The following is an 18,214-nucleotide window of genomic DNA, read 5'->3' on the forward strand; positions in this document are numbered from 1 at the left end:
TCCTCTTTTATGACGAATCTTTACTTTATCCCTTCTTCAGCAGAAGTGCGCTATGCCCGCTGGTTTTCGGCAGGCATAGTGCTTCCTTTTTTTGGCGTACTGGCCTTGCTGTATGGATTTTTCTTTGTTCGCAACTTCAGCGGTCCACTTGCCAGTATACCCTCAGGTGATACCGACCAATGGGATTACATGGGGTACTACGTTGCTAAAAATCTGTCGTTTAGGCCATTACCCCATCTGGATTGGCTAAACAATCAGACTTTTTATCCATTTGGTACCAATCACGTTTTTCAGGGATGGGCATTTGAACAGAATTTCTGGTATGCAATCTGGTATCACGCTGCCGGCAATGGCCCCTGGCTGAACGTCTATTATTTACTAAGCCTGTTCCTCCTCAGTTCAGGAACGTACTTCCTACTTCGGAAAGATTATGGCGTGTTCAGAGCCGCATTAGCAGGCTTTTTTGTTTCTTTTCTGAACTTTTACGCGCTCAACAAATATCCCGGACATTTTGCCTATGCGGTGATCCACTGGACTGTATTCAGTATCCTCACCGATTTCTTACTAACGCGTCGCATCGTGTTGCGCGAGCCAGTTAGTTTACGGTTTTTACTGTTGAAAACCCTGCTACTGGTGCTTTGTCTGGGGCAGGACTTAGGTTATATAATGGGTTACGCATTAAGTTCGTTTACGCTTAATGCGTTGTTTATAGTCGGAATAGTAAGCTGGCGATTGCTTCGCAGTTCGGAGAAACCGACAAAGCAAATTAATCAGGTATTTAGGAGCTGGCGGCTGGAACTCCAACATCCACGCACCGCTGTTTTGCTTCTGGTTGCGATCGTTATTTTTAGTTTACTGTATGTGCCTTTGCTGCTCGAAGTCGTCCAGCAAACCAGTACGTTCGTCTTTAAGAATCGGTTTGCAAACGGCCACGGTTGGGTACACCCGCTTCGGCTACTTATGCCTTACCTGCCCGGATTCAACCTCATTATTGATCCATTACAACCGTACTTACACGATATGCCTGAAGTTCCTGGAGCGGGGAGTGCGGGCTGGTTTCTACTGACCTTAGGCCTGCTCGGTTTTTGGAAAACCCGGCAACCGATCCGGTGGGCCTATGTACCCTTTCTGATCTTTGGTGTACTGCACGCGCTCTATCACCCGATTCAGGTTCCAACGCTGCAAATTTTCCCCTGGGATCGATTTAATCGAATTCCTTCCCGTGTCACGGTTACCTATCCGGTTATTCTGGTCATTTTCGCCCTGCACTGGAGTGGGCGCATACGTCCGGCATTCATAGCGGTCTTAGTGCTGATTGGCTTGGTAGAAGTCGTTAGCGTTTATCGGGTCCGCTACGAGCAGATGCCATACTATTACCCGGCTTCGTTCGACTCTTATATTTCCCGGATACAACAACAACCTGGCGAAGCGATTTTAGATTGGCCATTCTGTCTGGTTGGTGGCAATGCAATTGGCATTCCCGAGGGGCTATGCCCGTTATTCAACCGGACAAATATGCTTTATGCGCTTCAGCGCTTTCATGGCAAAAAAACGGTAGGGCATTATTTTGGTCGATTACATGAGTCTCAGCTAAAACCGTATGTGGAGGCTGGCTGGCCCTCCTTACTGAATCATCCCGATACGACCAGTATTTGGGAAGCCAAGTTATTGACCACTTGCTTAACGGCCGATCAATGGCGCTTTTTCGAGCAATTTTACCAATACAATGACTTCGCTGGAATTAATCTTTGCCTAGATTTGCTACCCAAATCCTGCGTTGACGATTTTTATAAACACATGGGTCAGCCTGTAGCCGCAACCGAAGTACCGGGGGCGGGTAGAATTGTTTTTATCCCCAAACCAGAATCGATGCGCCAAAAGGTGAACCGCCAATTGGGTAAGTCTGTTCGGTTTCCGTGTGGTTGCCCACTCAATCCCTAATTTTTGATTATTATGCCCCAAACGTATTTTACGCCCGGTCCTGCTGAACTGTATCCAACTTTTCACAAACATCTGCAAACAGCTATAGATGAACAAATTGGTTCCATTTCGCACCGCAGTAAGCAGTTCAGGGAGATTTACAAGTTCACCGACGAACAACTTCGGACGTTATTGACTATACCATCTACGCATGGCATTTTCTTTACTGGGTCAGCCTCTGAGGTATGGGAGCGTATGTTGCTAAACTGTGTCGAGCATGAAAGCTATCATCTGGTTAATGGCTCGTTCTCACAGAAATTTTACGATTATGCCAACGCCTTACACAAGCATGCTCACATCCTGAAGAAGCCCTTTGGCGAAGGTTTCGATGCGGCCGACGTTCAGGTTGCCGATTATGCCGAAGTTGTTTGTCTGGCGCATAACGAAACGTCTTCAGGCGTTCAAATGAAAACAGCTGAAATTCATAAGCTTAAGCGCAAATACCCAAAGAAGCTGTTTTGCGTCGATATGGTTTCGTCGGCCCCCTACCCCGATCTGGATTTCAGCATCATTGATTCGGCTTTTTTTTCCGTACAGAAAGCCTTCGGCATGCCTGCCGGTCTTGGCGTCTGGATTGCCAGCGAAGCCTGTTTAGCCAAAGCCGAACGATTACAGAAGTCCGAAACAATTACGATTGGCGCGCATCATACACTGCCTACTCTCTGGAAACATTACAAGGATTTCGAAACGCCAGCTACGCCGAACGTCTTGTACATTTATTTGTTGGGAAAAATCGCGGAAGATTTCAACCGTATCGGTATCGATACGATTCGGAAACAGACCGAGGAAAAAGCCAAAATGATCTACAAGTTTCTGGAAGCCTCAGAGTACTATGAGCCCTTCGTTAAGCAGGAGCGGCATCGGTCGCAAACCGTTGTGGTGGCGAACACAAAAATGCCCTCGGCAGAAGTTATTGCTGCAGCCAGAACAGCTAATATGGTGGTAGGTAGTGGATACGGCAAATTCAAAGAATCGCAGATTCGGATTGCCAATTTCCCGGCTACGTCGGCCGAGCAGGTTTCGGCACTGGTTGACCAGTTGAAAAAGTAGATATCCCTGAACTATTTCCCTAGCCAAAACGCATCGAAAGAGTTGACCTTTCGATGCGTTTTGGCTAGAGCCAATTAATATTAGTAAATAAAATACTGATTATCAAACCTATAACTCAATTAATCACAATCAATGTACGTACGTTCTGCGATTTAGCCACAACGATTCTGACAGATATACACACAACGTTTATTTATACGCTGGTAGCAATCGAAAATGGTGTTGCGTATGGATACTGGTAAAAAACAGCATCTGTCGAACGGACAATTTACCCAATGCAGGATGTGGCATACTGTATTCATCGAGTTCCTCCTCCGACCAGCTATTTATTGCATCATCCAATGCCTGATAAACACCTATAAATCGATCAATAATTACCTGTTTTTCAACGGCCATATCTTCAGGTCGGGGCGACGCCATAGCGGGTGCTTTCAGGCCTTTCCCCAATACGTTTTGGTACGTTAAGGCAACTTCGTTGTAGTTTTGAGTAGGTGATTCTACCCTTCCCCATTGTATCATAACTTCTCTTGGACCAGTCATTAGTCTTGCCACAGGCCGGGCCGAGAGATACAAATGCTGCATGACCTCTGCTACCGACCATTTATCTGATGTATTTGCTCGAAACTGATCTTCGGATAGCACATTTGCTAGATCAATGAATGCCTGACAGTCAGAAAGTAGGCGTTGTTTTATAGTTGGTTCTGTGGTGGTTTGCATGGTTGATTTATTTTCCCTCACCCCGGCCCTCTCCCGTTTTGGGAGAGGGAGGTTTTTCAGGTTAAATTTTCGCGAATTTTTTGAAGTACGTTCGTCAGTGAGTACAGTATGTCATCATTCTTGAATCGCATTACCGTGAGGCCTAAATCACATAATACTGCTTCTCGCTCTGCATCGCTAATTTTTGCTTCGGGTGTATTATGAACAGCACCATCTACCTCGATGACTAATTTATGCTCAAAGCAATAAAAGTCAACAATAAAATACCCAAAACTGTGCTGGCGACGAAATTTTGCATTGGCTAACTTCCGCGCACGTATCGCTTGCCAAAGCACAATTTCAGCATCCGTCTGATTTTGCCGAAGTCCACGACGAAGTTCCTTCATAGACGGCGTGCTCGAATGTTGTTTCATATATCTACCATTTATCAGTAGACGGATACGTAGGTAATAATCCACAAGGCGAGACAAAAAAGCCCCTCTCCCGTTTTGGGAGAGGGGTTGGGGTGAGGGAATACACAGAATTTAGTATTTTTGAATCATTATAAATAATTACCTATTCGTTTAACAGAAAAAACATTCATGAAAAGCTTCTTACTAACAGTGCTGTTGACCAGCGCTTCTTTACTCGCCTTTGCGCAACAGGAAATCAGCTACCACGGCAAAAAAATTACCGATAACGGGGCAATTCCGGCTACCCAATTAGCCAGTAAAATGGGCGATAAACCCCAAATGCCCGCCAAAGTGGAAGGAACCGTAGAATCAGTTTGCAAAGTGAAAGGCTGCTGGATGAAACTAAAAACCAGCGAAGGTCAAACCATGCGGGTCACGTTTAAAGACTATGGTTTTTTCGTTCCGAAAGACATTGTTGGCAAAACCGTTGTGGTTGAAGGAACTGCCGAAACCAGCGTTACACCTGTAGCCGATCTGAAACACTACGCGCAGGACGCTGGTAAATCGAAGGAAGAAATCGAGAAAATTACGGAGCCAGAAAAAGCGCTGACCTTTGTGGCCGATGGTGTGATTGTAAAAAGATAACCAATCGTTCCAACCTTTTTTCTGGTACGGGAGTCGATGCTAGAAACAAAGGATTACATTATGACACAGTTAACAACAAAGCTTTCTGGTTTACTCTTCGTTGGAATAACAATTTTTTCCGCCTGCAAATCGAACGATACCACTCCGACTGATCAGGTATCGCTTGGGCTTCATCAATCGGCCCGATTAGGTTCTGAGGTAACCGTCCGGGCCGATTCGATTCAGGATAGCCGTTGCCCTGCTAACGTGGTTTGTGTTTGGGCTGGTCAGGCGAAAGTCAAACTACTTCTGTCGAAAGATCAGGATTCGACCATAGTTCGGTTGGCCCTTGGCGCTGACCCTGGACCGAGTAATAATAAACGTCCTGATTCAACGAGTGTGACATTAAGCAATCAAACGTATAAGGTGATTCTGCGGGAAGTGAACCCTTACCCAGGCACTACATCAGACAACCGGCCACAAACCGCTGTCGTTCAGGTGACGAAACAGTAAGAGTTATTCCAGTCTTTTTGTAATTTGAAGGCTACAACGGTATGTTGTAGCCTTTTTTGTACCCAACCAACTTCTTTTATGAAAAAAGTTTACCTATTGGCCGGCCTTTCTTTGCTGGTATCTCCCCTATTTGCCCAACGCACGCTAATTCACTGCGGCAATCTATTCGATGGTGTGAGTAATAATGTCCAACCCCAAATGACTATTGTTGTCGAAGGGGCCAAGATCACGGCTGTTCAGAAAGGCTACACAGCTGCATCGGGTCAGGATAAGGCGCTGGACATGAAATCAAAAACGGTACTCCCCGGCTTGATCGATATGCACGTCCATCTGGAAACCCAGACCCGTCGTGGAGGGACAATTGATGGATTTACCAGCAACCCGGCAGATGTAGCTTTTCGGGCCGCCCGTTTCGCCAAGACAACTTTATTGGCTGGTTTTACGACTGTTCGCGATCTGGGTGGTTCAGGTATCAATGTATCGCTTCGGAATGCTATCAATGCGGGTTTGGTGGAAGGGCCACGTGTGTTAACAGCGGGCAAGTCGATTGCAACGACAGGCGGTCACGCCGATCCAACAAATGGCTACCGCAAAGATTTGATGGGCGACCCCGGCCCGGAAGATGGTGTTATCAACGGCCCCGACGATGCCCGAAAGGCCGTTCGGCAACGTTATAAAGACGGTTCTGACCTGATTAAAATTACAGCTACCGGAGGTGTTTTGAGTAATGCCAAAGACGGCTCTGGCCCGCAGTTTACGGAGGAGGAAGCGAAAGCAATTGTCGACGCGGCCAAAGATTACGGATTCGCCGTAGCCGCCCATGCGCATGGTGCCGAAGGAATGAAACGAGCCATTCGGGCGGGTGTACAGACCATTGAGCACGGCACGTATATGGACGATGAAACCATTGAGCTGTTCAAAAAGCACGGTACGTATTATGTTCCGACTATCATTGCAGGAAAAACCGTTGCTGATTCCGCTAAACACTTTGGGTATTACACCGCTTTGGTAACGCCAAAAGCCTTAGCGATTGGTCCGAAAATTCAGGCGACGTTTGCTAAAGCCTATAAAGCGGGCGTAAAAATTGCCTTTGGAACGGATGCGGGCGTTTTCATCCACGGCTATAACGCCAAAGAATTCGAATATATGGTTGAAGCGGGAATGCCAGCCGTGGAGGCCGTCAAATCAGCTTTAGTAAACAATGCTAAACTATTGGGTATGGATACCCAGATTGGTTCGATTGAGGCCGGTAAATTGGCCGATATTATTGCCGTTGACGAAAACCCGATTCAGAATATCAAAACCCTTCAGGCGGTCAAATTCGTCATGAAAGACGGGAAGGTGTATAAACAGTAGAGTTAACAGTCGATAGTTAGTAGTCATCAGAAATTGACGGCCCTGCCTATCGACTTGTTTATTTTTTATCGGTACTAGATCACTCGGAATGAACTGGCAACCAGCCATGCTCCCCACCGACTGACCCCAATCCTGAATAAGCCACTCTTTATTCGATTCGGCGATCCAGACATTGCGGGATTTTGTAAACAGCCAATAATCAAACGATTTTACGACGGCAAGATAGGAAAATAGTCATCAGTCAGTAGCCGCTTAGTGACTGATCTTGCGACTACTGACTGCTATCTATTAGCTTGTCAACCCAAGCATGAGTCCGCGTAATTCGGCGAGTCCACGCAATCGGCCGATGGCGGTATAGCCTGGATTTGTACGCTTACCGGAAGTCAGATCATCGAGCATTCGATGGCCATGATCGGGGCGGAAAGGCATTCGAAAATCCTGCCTACCTTCATCCTGTCGGCGTTTCTGTTCAGCCAATAAAGCCCGCATAACGCCGGGCATCGGCACATCACCTTCGAGGTGATTTGCTTCCTGAAAGCTTCCATCAGCATCCCGCTGCGTGCTGCGGAGGTGGATAAAGTGAATATTCGGCCCTAACCGTTCAGCCATACCAGCCAGATCGTTATCAGCCCGAACTCCATATGATCCTGTACAAAAACAGATTCCATTAGCGGGCGAAGCAGCAGCTGCCAGTAGTGCTTTTGCATCAGCTTCGGTACTCACTACGCGAGGTAACCCTAAGATCGGATACGGCGGATCATCGGGATGAATCGACAATCGTACACCAACCGATTCTGCTACAGGAACAATTTCACGCAGGAACGAATACAGATTCTGCCGAAGTTCACGATCACTAATGTCCTTATAGGCAGCGAGCGCATCCCGAAACCGTTCAACTGTGTAGCTTTCTTCTGAACCGGGCAAACCCGCGATGATCGTGCGGGTAAGGCGTTGCAGCTGGCTATCGGTCATACTGTCCAGCTTTGCTTTCGCCAGTCGTTTCTGCTCATCATTATAAAGATATTCGGCTCCGGGCCGTTGCAGAATATATAATTCAAAAGCAGCAAATTCCGTTGCATCAAACCTTAGCCCTGTCGAACCATCGGGCATGGGAAAATCGAGATCCGTGCGTGTCCAGTCGAGAACAGGCATAAAGTTGTAGCAAACCGTATCGATACCCGCTTCTGCCAGGTTAACAATCGACTCCTTGTAGTTTTCGATGTACCGTAAATAATCGCCTGAACGGGTTTTGATACCCTCGTGTACCGGAATACTTTCAACAACTGACCATGTCAGATGATTTGACTCGATAAGCGATTTACGGCTTATAATTTCCTCAACTGGCCACACTTCGCCATTCGGAATATGATGCAGGGCCGTTACAATTCCGGTAGCTCCTGCCTGTCGGACATCATTAAGCGATACAGGGTCGTTTGGACCGAACCATCGCCAGGTTTGCTCAAGCATAAAATAGGTAGTGATAAACGATGAGTGATGAACGATGAGAGTGTTGTTTTTGCGTCAGCCACTCATCACTTATTGTTTATCGTTTATCACTCATCACTAATTTTTAGGTAAATAAGCAGTTATTTCTGCTTTTCTCCCCAAATTTCTACTATTGTTTTGCAAACGCCAACCACTTCGGGTCGCTTTCGCTGGCGCATTGTTGCTTTGCTGTTTTTGGCAACGACTATCAATTACATCGATCGGCAAGTGTTATCGTTTACCATGACCGACGATCTGTTTCGGAAAGAAATGCTGGACTTGGCCCCCAATGCAATTCTAACTAAAGAAGCTACTGACCGATTCAAAATAGAATACGGCGATATTGATGCCGCTTTCAAGTTTGCGTATGCTATTGGCTTTCTGCTGGTTGGCTGGTTGATCGATCGTATTGGAACGAAGCGTGGCTTTGCTCTTGGAATTGTTGTGTGGAGTATAGCCGGGGTGTTAACGGCCTTCGTCAATAATATGGCTGGCCTTCGATGGACGCGAGCTTTTTTGGGTCTGGGTGAATCAGCTAATTTTCCTTCGGCCATCAAAACCGTATCGGAGTGGTTTCCTAAAAGCGAACGATCGTTTGCCAGTGGGCTTTTCAATGCCGGCACAAACGTCGGTATCATTCTGACGGCCTTTATGGTGCCTTACCTGATTCTGGATTTTGGCTGGCGTAGTACGTTTCTGGTTACAGGATTACTTGGGTTTGGGCTTCTGTTTTTATGGTGGATTACGTACAGTAAACCAGAGCGAAACCCGTCCCTTTCGGCGAGCGAAATGGCTTATATTCGTAGTGATAATGACAAAGAGGTTCCGGTTAAAGTATCCTGGGGGCAATTGCTGGGATATAAACAAACCTGGGCTTTTGCCGTTGGTAAATTTATGGCCGATCCGATCTGGTGGTTCTATATTTCCTGGCTTCCAGACTTTTTCAACTCAAATGATGCTTTCGACCAAAAGCTCGATCTGAAAAGTTTTGGTATTCCTTTCCTGATTATCTACGTCGTTTCCGATGCGGGCAGTATCTTTTTCGGTTGGCTCAGTACGCAGTTAATGAGTTGGGGCTGGTCGGCAAATAAGGCTCGAAAAACCACCCTGTTGATATGTGCTATCTGCGTCGTACCTATTTTCTTTGCCGCCCAAACCAGTAGTATTACGGTAGCGATCGGTTTGCTTTCGTTGGCTACGGCTGCACACCAGGGTTGGTCGGCGAATATGTACACCTTCGCATCGGATCTGTTTCCAAAAAATGTTGTGGCATCCGTAACGGGCATTGGCGGTATGTTTGGATCAGTAGGTGGTATTTTGCTGGGCTTGCTGGCAGGTCGGATTATCACGGCCTTCGGCTATCTTCCCATGTTTATCATTGCCAGTTGTTCCTATCTGATCGCTTTGGTGTTGATTCATTTAATATTGCCGAAATTAGAGCCCGTCAAAGCAGAAGAATTAGAGAAGAGTGCTCATTGGTTAGTTGGCAGTCGATTATAAGTAAAGCAAATGAAAATTATCACATTTGGTGAAGTAATGCTCCGGCTCAGTCCGCCGGGTGTTGGGCGGTTTGTACAGACAGATTCGTTAACCATGCATTTTGGTGGAACAGAAGCCAATGTAGCGGTATCCCTGGCGCAACTCGGTTTACAAGCAAACCACGTTAGCCGGTTTCCAGACCATGCCTTGGGCCGCGCTGCTGCGGGCTACCTTCGCCAGTTTGATGTCAATACCCAATATATAAAATACGGCGACGGACGTCTGGGACTCTATTTTCTGGAAACGGGTGCCGGAAGTCGAGCCAGCCAGATTATTTACGACCGGGTCGATTCGGCGTTTTCACGGATAAAACCCGATGATATTGATTGGGAGTCGATTTTGCAGGGCGCCAGCTGGTTTCACTGGACGGGCATTACTCCAGCTCTCTCGCAGGGTGCCGCCGATACGTTGCTCCAAGGTATCCAGACCGCTAACCGACTGGGTGTTCCCGTCTCCAGCGACATTGTTTATCGTAGTAACCTCTGGCAATATGGCCGTCGGCCGCAGGAAATCATGCCTGCATTAACAGAAGGCTGTACGCTCGTTTTGGGAAGCAAAGGACTTTTTTCCGATCTGTATGGCGTAGTGGGCAGTACCTTTCAGGAAGCAGGCAGGGCCATGATGAAGCGTTTCCCCAACATTCGGTACATTACCGATACGAAGCGTAACTCAATTAGTGCATCGCATAATCAGTTATCGGCCAAGCTATTCGACGGAGAGACGGTCCAGAAATCAAGACTCTACGATATAAAGTCTATCACAGATCGCATTGGTACGGGAGATGCCTACATGGCTGGTTTGATTTATGGCTTACTGAAGTTTAATGACTTACAGCGGGCTGTTGAATTTGGGGCGGCTGCTTCAGCCCTAAAACATACCATAGCAGGCGATGTTAATCTGGCGACACTGGCCGAAGTTGAAACACTAGCGAATGGGGATAGTTCAGGTAAATTGAAACGATAAATGAATTACTAGCAATTAATTGATAGAGGCAGGTAGTATCAGTATTGTGCGTCTATTTTAAAAGGAAAAAGCGCTGAAATAGAAGCTGACGTTTGATAAAATCAAAGCACTGATTAGCCAAGTAGTTCGTAATATTGCCAAATTATCACTATCTGGGCCTATATTTCACGTTTCGATAACAGTAAACAAGTCTTTAACTGATGACCGCAGAGAAGGTTGCCACCCATTCAACCATGGCTAAACTAACCCGTTCAATACATCCCGCTCCTGTTTTTCCGGAAAAAATTCTTCAATTCGGCACGGGCGTCCTCTTACGTGGATTACCCGACTATTTAGTGCATAAAGCAAATGCCGAAGGACGGTTTAATGGTTCAATAGTCGTTGTTAAATCGACGGATAGTAACACCGATGAGTTTTCGACACAGGATAATTTATACACCGTAGCGGTCCGGGGTATACAGCAAGGGAAAGAAGTGGCAGAGACGACTATTGTTTCAGCCGTAAGTCGGGTGTTGGCAGCCCAAACACAATGGAAAGATGTGTTGATGCTAGCCCGAAATCCGAAACTTCAGATCATTATTTCAAACACGACCGAAGTTGGACTGAATTACGTAGAGGAAAGTATTTTCCAACAACCTCCGCACTCGTTCCCGGCGAAACTAACGGCGTTTCTATACGAACGATTCCGCAGCGTAGGAGGCTCCAAAGCGAAAGGATTGGTCGTTATTCCAACCGAACTGGTTACCGACAATGGTCTGAAACTTCGGGAGGCCGTTGAAAAGCTGGCTCAATTTAATGAGTTAGGTAAACTGTTCATGAAATGGCTTAAATTCCACGTTCGGTTTTGCAATTCACTGGTCGACAGAATCGTAACGCGACCTACGGACGAAGCCCAACAGGCACTGCAACAGGAAGTGGGGTATGAAGATGGCTTATTGACATTTACGGAACCTTACCACCTCTGGGCCATTGAGGGCGATGATCGGGTGAAGGAAACACTCACTTTTGCCGATGGAAATACTCCGCAAATTATCATCGACGAAGACATCAACTTTTATCGGGAGCGTAAGCTACGGGTTCTGAACGGTAGTCATTCACTCACGATGCCGCTGGGCTATTTATTAGGTCTGGAAACAGTGGCCGACGAAATGCAGCATCCGTTGATGAGTAAATTCATTGAATCGTTGATGCTGGATGAAATTGTTCCGACCGTTCCGGATTATGGCATTCCGGGGATGGACAAAGCGGCTGTTCTGGAATTTGCGAACGATGTACTCGACCGATTCCGCAATCCAAACCTCGACCATTTACTGCTGAATATTTCGCTTCAGGAAACGGCCAAAATGCAGGCCCGTAATGTTGCTACCTTGCAACGCTATTACGAGAAATTTAATGCTGTTCCTAAAATGGCAGCTTTAGGATTTGCCGCTTACCTGCTGTTCATGAAAGCGGTTCGTGAAGAAGGTGGCCAATTTTATGGCGAAATTGCGGTTAATGGCGGCATCGTTACTTATCCGATCCGCGACGACAAAGCTGGTTATTTCTACGGCGACTGGAAAACGGTAAAGCCAAATTCGGCCGCAACAATTCAGGCCTTTGTGCTAAGCGTATTATCCGATAAAACGCTCTGGCAAACGGATCTGAGCACTCTACCAGGTTTCGCGGAGGCCGTTTCAGCAGATCTAATCTCAATGCTTTCTATCGGTGTAGAAAAAACTCTGGAAAAATCCCTTAACTGATCAATCCGTTAAAGAACTTACATTTTTGGTACTATTCTCAGACCCGGCTAAACATTTTTTAGCTGGGTCTGTTGTTTAGGGAAATTTGTCAGCCATTTTGTATTCCCTTTCCAGACTCATCCCTAATTCACATTGTATGAAATTACTTTCCTATTGGGCCAGTCGTCATGTTGGTATTGCCATTTCTCTGATCATTCTTGGCGAGATAATTAACGGATTCAGTGGTGTACTTTTAGGATCTACGTTATTGAATCAATCACCGCTTACAGGATTGTACATCTGTATATTAGTGCTGATCGGTCTGATCTTTTCGATCCGACCACACCTACATCAAATTAACCAATCAGCTCATTACAGCCAGGTCCGGCGGTGGACTTTTCTGGCTTTTTCAAGTAATTTCCTTCTATTCTGCCTGTTAGGTGGTATCTGGAATCAACGCGTTCAAACCACTCATTCGTCAACAAATGCTCTGGGTGGTCGTCGTATCACGATTGTTGGTGATTCCCTTTCCAGAACAGATTCCGTTCGACTTGCGAATCGCTCAACAACGAAGGTAGACAACCCTTCAGCCGCAAAAGAATCCAGTCCACGTGGTTTATACATTCTCCTCGGCGTTGTCGGAATAGCGGTTGCTTACGTCCTTGCGGGTTTATCCTGTAGTATTCTTTGTTCTGGATATGGTTTCCTGGCGCTATTAACCTTCTACCTGGGGCTGGGTGGCCTGGCGGGCTCGATCTACTTTTTTAGCAAAGCCTTTCAACGATCGCCCAAACGACGACGGGATATGACAACTGAGGAACGTCGGCGGGATGGTCGGCGTTTCTGGCTTTCCTGGCTTATTTTAATAGGGATAGCCTCGGTTGCCTTGCTTGTTTCGGGAGGAAATTAATAATTGACGAGCTATAATCTATAGAGACACTTTATAGTACATACCTGTAAATAAGAGGTCAAGGGCTATTTTAGCCATACAATTCATTCACTCATTCTATTTCTTGCTGCCTCGTGAAATTTTTAAAACTACTCTGCCTCATCGGTTGGCTTACTCCATCAACTTCGCTGTTAGCTGCGAAAGTTGATACGTTGGATGTTCCCAGTGCTGGAATGAAGCAAACCCTACGAGCTGCGGTGATACTCCCCTCTACTTACCAGAAAGGTAAAAGCGTTTACCCAGTCCTGTACCTTCTACACGGTGGAGGTGGGAGTTTTCGGGATTGGCTAACTAAAGTCCCCGACAAAACGCTGCTGCATCGACTCGCTGACCAGTATAATCTAATTATCGTTACACCAGGTGTAGCTCCCCTTAGTTACTATTATGATAGTCCAATCGATAAAACCAGTCAGTTTGAAACCTTTATTGCTACGGAACTTCGCCAGAAAATAGAGTCAACGTATCGCACTAGTCAAGATCGCAAAGGACGTATCATTGCGGGCCTGTCGATGGGCGGGCATGGTGCTCTTTTTATTGCTACTCGTCATCCTGATCTGTATTGTGCTGCGGGTAGTATGAGTGGTGTACTGAATATCAATACGGCTAGCTGGAAAGTTGAACCGGATTTTGCGCAATCGCGATCACAGAATTTCGCTCGTCTGCTTGGCCCGCCCAAAGATCCGCAAACACCCTATCCCGGTTATACGCTTGTCACGATGGCCGACCAGGTAAAGGCTGCTAATCTTGCCTTAATTTTTGATGTTGGTGTCGATGATTTTTTGATTGAAGGGAATCGGGATTTACATCAGCAATTGGTCGCCAATAAAACACCCCATGACTATACAGAAAGGCCCGGTGCACATACCTGGGAATATTGGGGCAATGCGCTACCTTTTCAACTGTTATTCTTTCAGAAAGTGTTGCTGGAAAATGGCTCGCTCCCGGTAAAAAATTAGGGGAAAAATACTATTGCCAATAGGGTCTTTTCCTCCTTGACTTCTCGATCGAAAAGAAACGAACTTTGATAAGGGTATTTATAGGACAGCGATGAGGTGGATCGTTAGTTATGCCGGATCGTCTATTCGGCATAACTTTCGTTTTAGGCATACATTAGCTGCAAAGCTTACAGATAATGTCGAATTTTTGCCGCCGTCGCCCCTAGTTCTTCCTGAGTAGGTTTCAGCTTGTTATTGAAATTCATATCGGCCATCGAATTAAGCGGAATTAGATGGACGTGTGCATGCGGCACTTCCAATCCAACAACCGCTACCCCAATACGCTGGCAAGGCACTGCTTTTTCAATAGCGGGGGCAATTTTCTTCGCAAACGCCATAAGCCCGTCGTATAGCTTATCATCCAGATCGAAAATGTAATCCACTTCTTTCTTCGGAATAACCAGCGTATGGCCTGTTGCGGTGGGCATAATATCCAGAAACGCCAGAAAATCGTCGGTTTCCGCAATCTTATGGGCTGGGATTTCACCAGCCACAATTCGGGAGAAAATAGAAGGCATAGAGGTAGTGAAAAACGATGAGAGATGAACGATAACCGGGCCGCCGGAGCGGTTATCGTTCATCTCTCATCACCATAAAAGCTAGCGTCCAATTTCAATTACTTCGAATTCAAGTACGCCAGCGGGTACTTTAATTTCGGCGATATCGCCAGCTCGTTTACCCAACAATCCTTTTCCAATAGGGGAATTTACCGAAATCCGACCGGCTTTCAAGTCCGCTTCTTCCTCCGATACCAATGTATAGGTCACTTCTGTGCCGTTTTTCTTATTCTTGATCTTTACCTTCGATAAAACAGATACCTGAGATACATCAATGGTCGATTCATCCAGAATACGGGCATTCGATAGTACTTCTTCCAGTTTCGATATTTTTAGTTCATGCAGCCCCTGAGCATCTTTGGCGGCATCATATTCCGCATTTTCGCTCAAATCACCTTTGTCGCGGGCTTCTGCAATTTGACGGGCAATCGCAGCCCGGCCTTTGGTTTTTAACTCATTCAATTCAGCTTTCAGCCGGTTGAGCCCTTCTTCGGTATAGTATGAAATTTTTCCCATAATATGTGTACTTACTCGTTATTCATATTGGTTGATTCTGCTCCGTAAAAACAAAAAGAACGGTACACTGACCGTTCTGCAACCAAATTGGTTTTCTTTGCAGACTCGTCAGGGTAGCCGCCGGGTTTCCGAAGCTAACGGTTCAGACTTATAAAAAATTGTTTGTCGCATAGGCTATCAATCAATCTCGTCCTGCTGCAACGCGTCCGGAGCAACGCATTCAGTGGAACAAAATTACGAATACTTCCCGGCTATATCAACACATAATCCATTGCTCCCCTAAAAACTGATTTACTGATTCATGCCAACTTCACTTCGAATTATTTTTATGGGTACGCCCGATTTTGCCGTTGCCAGTCTACATCGGCTACTGGGTGCAGGTTGTCAGGTAGTGGCTGTTGTAACGGCTCCAGATCGCCCCTCCGGACGAGGATTACAGTTAACTCCCTCACCTGTTAAGAAAGCGGCCGAAGCCGCCAACTTACCCGTTTTACAACCTGAAAAACTCCGCGACCCAGCTTTCCTAAATGAATTAGCGAGTTACAAAGCTGACTTACAGGTTGTGGTTGCGTTTCGTATGTTGCCTGAAGTGGTTTGGGCGATGCCAACCATAGGCACCTTCAATTTACACGGATCACTCTTACCTCAATATCGTGGAGCTGCGCCTATCAACTGGGCTATCATTAATGGCGAGGCCGAAACGGGCGTCACTACGTTTTTTATTGAAAAAGAGATCGATACAGGTCAGATGATTTTTCAGGATCACGAACCAATTTACCCTAATGATACCGCCGGAACACTCCACGACCGATTAATGGAACGAGGAGCGAATCTGGTGCTTAAAACGGTTCAGGCTATTGAAGCTGGTGAATATTCACGCACTCCGCAACCCGCAGCCGACGATCTAAAACCCGCTCCAAAACTCAGTCGTGAAACCACCGAAATTAACTGGAACCAGTCGGCACTTGCGATTCGTAATTTTATACGAGGTTTGTCGCCCTACCCCTCGGCCTGGACGCTGATCAACGGAAAAGTGTTTAAAATTTATGACGTTTCGCTGGCGAATGACTCACCATTTGCCGCCGAAATTGGTCAGGCTTACAGCGATAATAAAAAAACAATTCTGATACGTGCGGCTGACGGTTGGCTCCAAATCGATTCACTCCAGGCCGAAGGCAAACGGCGCATGACCGCCGAGGAGTTTTTGCGGGGGAATAAGCTCTGAACCTGATTTTTTGATCAAACCGATTAACACGATTTTGCTTTATTCTAAACTCGATACCATTCATGAAACGCTTTCTACTTTGCTTATTTCTTGCCGTGACTGGTTCCATTTCTACCCAGGCTCAAACCGAAACGTATGCCGAAAAACTCGGCTTTCCGAAAGGTAAAAAAGTGGTTATTTTCCACGTCGATGATGCGGGAATGAGCTACGATTCGAATATCGGTACCATCAATGCGATCGATAAAGGAATTGCTAGTTCAACAAGTATTATGATGCCTTGCGGTTGGGTTCCGCATTTCTTCGAGTACCTCAAAAAACATCCGAACGTCGATGCGGGTGTTCACTTAACACTTACTTCCGAGTGGAAGAATTACCGCTGGTCGGCTTTATTAGGCCGAGAAAAAACCCCCGGCTTATATGATAGCCAGGGGAATCTCTGGCCTTCCGTTGCGGAAGTAGTAGCGCATGCATCAGCGGATGAAGTCGAAGCGGAAGTTCGGGCGCAATTAGCTCTTTACCGGTCGTACGGGCTGCAACCTACGCACATGGATTCGCATATGGGAACGCTGTTTGAACCTAAATTCCTTGAACGCTATGTCAAAGTAGCGATACAGGAAAAAGTCCCTATTCTGTTTCCGGGCGGGCATGCGACACTGATTGTTAAAACCAACAAAATAGCGGCAGCCATGCAACAGGTAGCAAAACAGGTTGGAAAGCAGTTGTGGGCTGCAGGCTTACCTGTTCTGGATGACCTGGACGGTTCTATAACCAGCAGCAACTTACCTGCTGGCGCTTCTGACGAAGCTTTACAGAAATTCAAAACAGAAAAGTTCATCGAGTTGTTGAATTCCGCACAACCCGGCCTGACGTATATTATCATGCACTGTACCGCCCCAACGCCAGCTTTTGAACACATCAGCAGTTCAGGGCAAAGTCGCAAAGGTGATATGCTGGGCATGATGGACCCAGCCCTGAAAGCCTACATAGATAAAGAAGGAATTATCGTCACGACTTGGCGAGAGTTAATGGAACGACGTAAAAAATTATGAATGATTGAGTGATAGAATGATTGAATACTCTGTATGCGCTATTCAATCATTCTATCACTCAATCATGCTATCATTAAATTATGAAAATAAGCCTTATTGCTGCTGTAGCAGAAAATGGAGTGATTGGTCGGGATAACGACATGCCATGGCATTTGCCCGACGATTTTGGATTTTTCAAACGAAAAACGAGTCATCACCCGATTATCATGGGCCGTAAATCGCTGGAAGCCCTTGGCAAACCATTACCGAATCGGACTAATATCGTCATTACCCGTAATCCTGATTTTCAGGCAGATGGGGTTACTGTTGTCAATACATTGGACGAGGCCATCACGAAAGCTAAATCCATTAATCAGGACGAAATTTTCGTGATTGGCGGGGGCGAAATCTATAAAATGGCCATGCCGGTAGCTACCACGCTATATCTGACCGAAATTCATCAGGCCTACGAGGGTGACGCGTATTTTCCAGCTTTCAACAAAAGCGAATGGCAGGAAGTTAGCCGCCGACCTCACTCTGCCGATGAGCGCCACGCGGTTGCTTTTGATTTTGTGGAATACAGTCGAAAATCGTGATTTTAGTCGTT

General features: G+C 46.3%; 18 protein-coding genes. 13 read left to right on the forward strand and 5 right to left on the reverse strand.

What is annotated here, in order from left to right; genetic code table 11:
* Window positions 1–9: 9 nt before the first annotated feature.
* Together ACYVE4_RS20000 and ACYVE4_RS20005 are read left to right on the forward strand one after the other, a co-directional pair.
* On the forward strand, window positions 10–1,941 hold the full coding sequence (locus tag ACYVE4_RS20000) for a hypothetical protein (protein WP_461041988.1): 1,932 nt from the start codon (window positions 10–12) through the stop codon (window positions 1,939–1,941).
* A gap of 12 nt (window positions 1,942–1,953) precedes the next feature.
* Window positions 1,954–3,030 carry an aminotransferase class V-fold PLP-dependent enzyme gene (locus ACYVE4_RS20005; protein ID WP_461041989.1) on the forward strand — a complete coding sequence of 359 codons (1,077 nt, stop codon included), beginning with the start codon at window positions 1,954–1,956 and terminating at the stop codon, window positions 3,028–3,030.
* A 189-nt stretch (window positions 3,031–3,219) separates the two neighbouring features.
* Here the strand turns inward: ACYVE4_RS20005 and ACYVE4_RS20010 are convergent, their stop codons facing one another.
* Window positions 3,220–3,747, reverse strand: coding sequence for a DinB family protein (locus tag ACYVE4_RS20010; RefSeq protein WP_461041990.1), 528 nt, complete (start codon window positions 3,745–3,747; stop codon window positions 3,220–3,222).
* A 56-nt stretch (window positions 3,748–3,803) separates the two neighbouring features.
* Complete coding sequence (locus tag ACYVE4_RS20015) at window positions 3,804–4,160, reverse strand: endonuclease domain-containing protein (RefSeq protein WP_461041991.1); 357 nt, start codon at window positions 4,158–4,160, stop codon at window positions 3,804–3,806.
* Between the two features lie 168 nt (window positions 4,161–4,328).
* Here ACYVE4_RS20015 and ACYVE4_RS20020 point away from each other — a divergent pair, with 168 nt between their 5' ends.
* From ACYVE4_RS20020 to ACYVE4_RS20030, 3 genes are all read left to right on the forward strand, one after another.
* Window positions 4,329–4,784, forward strand: coding sequence for a DUF4920 domain-containing protein (locus tag ACYVE4_RS20020; protein WP_461041992.1), 456 nt, complete (start codon window positions 4,329–4,331; stop codon window positions 4,782–4,784).
* 60 nt (window positions 4,785–4,844) lie between these two features.
* A complete protein-coding gene (locus ACYVE4_RS20025; RefSeq protein WP_461041993.1) occupies window positions 4,845–5,276 on the forward strand; it encodes a hypothetical protein in 432 nt (143 codons plus the stop codon).
* Between the two features lie 78 nt (window positions 5,277–5,354).
* On the forward strand, window positions 5,355–6,632 hold the full coding sequence (locus ACYVE4_RS20030; RefSeq protein WP_461041994.1) for a metal-dependent hydrolase family protein: 1,278 nt from the start codon (window positions 5,355–5,357) through the stop codon (window positions 6,630–6,632).
* A 288-nt stretch (window positions 6,633–6,920) separates the two neighbouring features.
* Here ACYVE4_RS20030 and uxuA read toward each other — a convergent pair whose 3' ends face one another.
* A complete protein-coding gene (uxuA, locus tag ACYVE4_RS20035) occupies window positions 6,921–8,099 on the reverse strand; it encodes a mannonate dehydratase (RefSeq protein ID WP_461041995.1) in 1,179 nt (392 codons plus the stop codon).
* A 156-nt stretch (window positions 8,100–8,255) separates the two neighbouring features.
* Between uxuA and ACYVE4_RS20040 the strand changes: the two genes are divergently transcribed.
* The 5 genes from ACYVE4_RS20040 to ACYVE4_RS20060 all read left to right on the forward strand — a co-directional run bounded on the left by ACYVE4_RS20040 (window position 8,256) and on the right by ACYVE4_RS20060 (window position 14,242).
* Window positions 8,256–9,617 (forward strand): MFS transporter, encoded by a 1,362-nt coding sequence (locus ACYVE4_RS20040; RefSeq protein ID WP_461041996.1) that lies wholly within the window; start codon window positions 8,256–8,258, stop codon window positions 9,615–9,617.
* Between the two features lie 9 nt (window positions 9,618–9,626).
* The gene (locus ACYVE4_RS20045) at window positions 9,627–10,619 is read left to right on the forward strand and encodes a PfkB family carbohydrate kinase (RefSeq protein ID WP_461041997.1); all 993 of its coding nucleotides are present in this window, start codon (window positions 9,627–9,629) and stop codon (window positions 10,617–10,619) included.
* Window positions 10,620–10,852: 233 nt separating this feature from the next.
* The gene (locus ACYVE4_RS20050; protein WP_461041998.1) at window positions 10,853–12,358 is read left to right on the forward strand and encodes a tagaturonate reductase; all 1,506 of its coding nucleotides are present in this window, start codon (window positions 10,853–10,855) and stop codon (window positions 12,356–12,358) included.
* Window positions 12,359–12,494: 136 nt separating this feature from the next.
* A complete protein-coding gene (locus ACYVE4_RS20055) occupies window positions 12,495–13,247 on the forward strand; it encodes a hypothetical protein (protein WP_461041999.1) in 753 nt (250 codons plus the stop codon).
* Between the two features lie 212 nt (window positions 13,248–13,459).
* On the forward strand, window positions 13,460–14,242 hold the full coding sequence (locus ACYVE4_RS20060) for an alpha/beta hydrolase (RefSeq protein ID WP_461042143.1): 783 nt from the start codon (window positions 13,460–13,462) through the stop codon (window positions 14,240–14,242).
* 167 nt (window positions 14,243–14,409) lie between these two features.
* Here the strand turns inward: ACYVE4_RS20060 and ACYVE4_RS20065 are convergent, their stop codons facing one another.
* Window positions 14,410–14,799 carry an HIT family protein gene (locus ACYVE4_RS20065; RefSeq protein ID WP_461042144.1) on the reverse strand — a complete coding sequence of 130 codons (390 nt, stop codon included), beginning with the start codon at window positions 14,797–14,799 and terminating at the stop codon, window positions 14,410–14,412.
* An 81-nt stretch (window positions 14,800–14,880) separates the two neighbouring features.
* Window positions 14,881–15,354 carry a transcription elongation factor GreA gene (gene greA / locus ACYVE4_RS20070; RefSeq protein ID WP_461042000.1) on the reverse strand — a complete coding sequence of 158 codons (474 nt, stop codon included), beginning with the start codon at window positions 15,352–15,354 and terminating at the stop codon, window positions 14,881–14,883.
* A gap of 301 nt (window positions 15,355–15,655) precedes the next feature.
* Here greA and fmt point away from each other — a divergent pair, with 301 nt between their 5' ends.
* The 3 genes from fmt to ACYVE4_RS20085 all read left to right on the forward strand — a co-directional run bounded on the left by fmt (window position 15,656) and on the right by ACYVE4_RS20085 (window position 18,203).
* Window positions 15,656–16,579: a methionyl-tRNA formyltransferase gene (fmt, locus tag ACYVE4_RS20075; RefSeq protein ID WP_461042001.1), complete on the forward strand. Its 924-nt coding sequence runs from the start codon at window positions 15,656–15,658 to the stop codon at window positions 16,577–16,579.
* A gap of 62 nt (window positions 16,580–16,641) precedes the next feature.
* Window positions 16,642–17,628, forward strand: coding sequence for a polysaccharide deacetylase family protein (locus ACYVE4_RS20080; RefSeq protein WP_461042002.1), 987 nt, complete (start codon window positions 16,642–16,644; stop codon window positions 17,626–17,628).
* Between the two features lie 80 nt (window positions 17,629–17,708).
* Complete coding sequence (locus tag ACYVE4_RS20085; RefSeq protein WP_461042003.1) at window positions 17,709–18,203, forward strand: dihydrofolate reductase; 495 nt, start codon at window positions 17,709–17,711, stop codon at window positions 18,201–18,203.
* The last annotated feature ends 11 nt before the right edge of the window (window positions 18,204–18,214 follow it).

The organism is Spirosoma harenae (genome assembly GCF_054776975.1).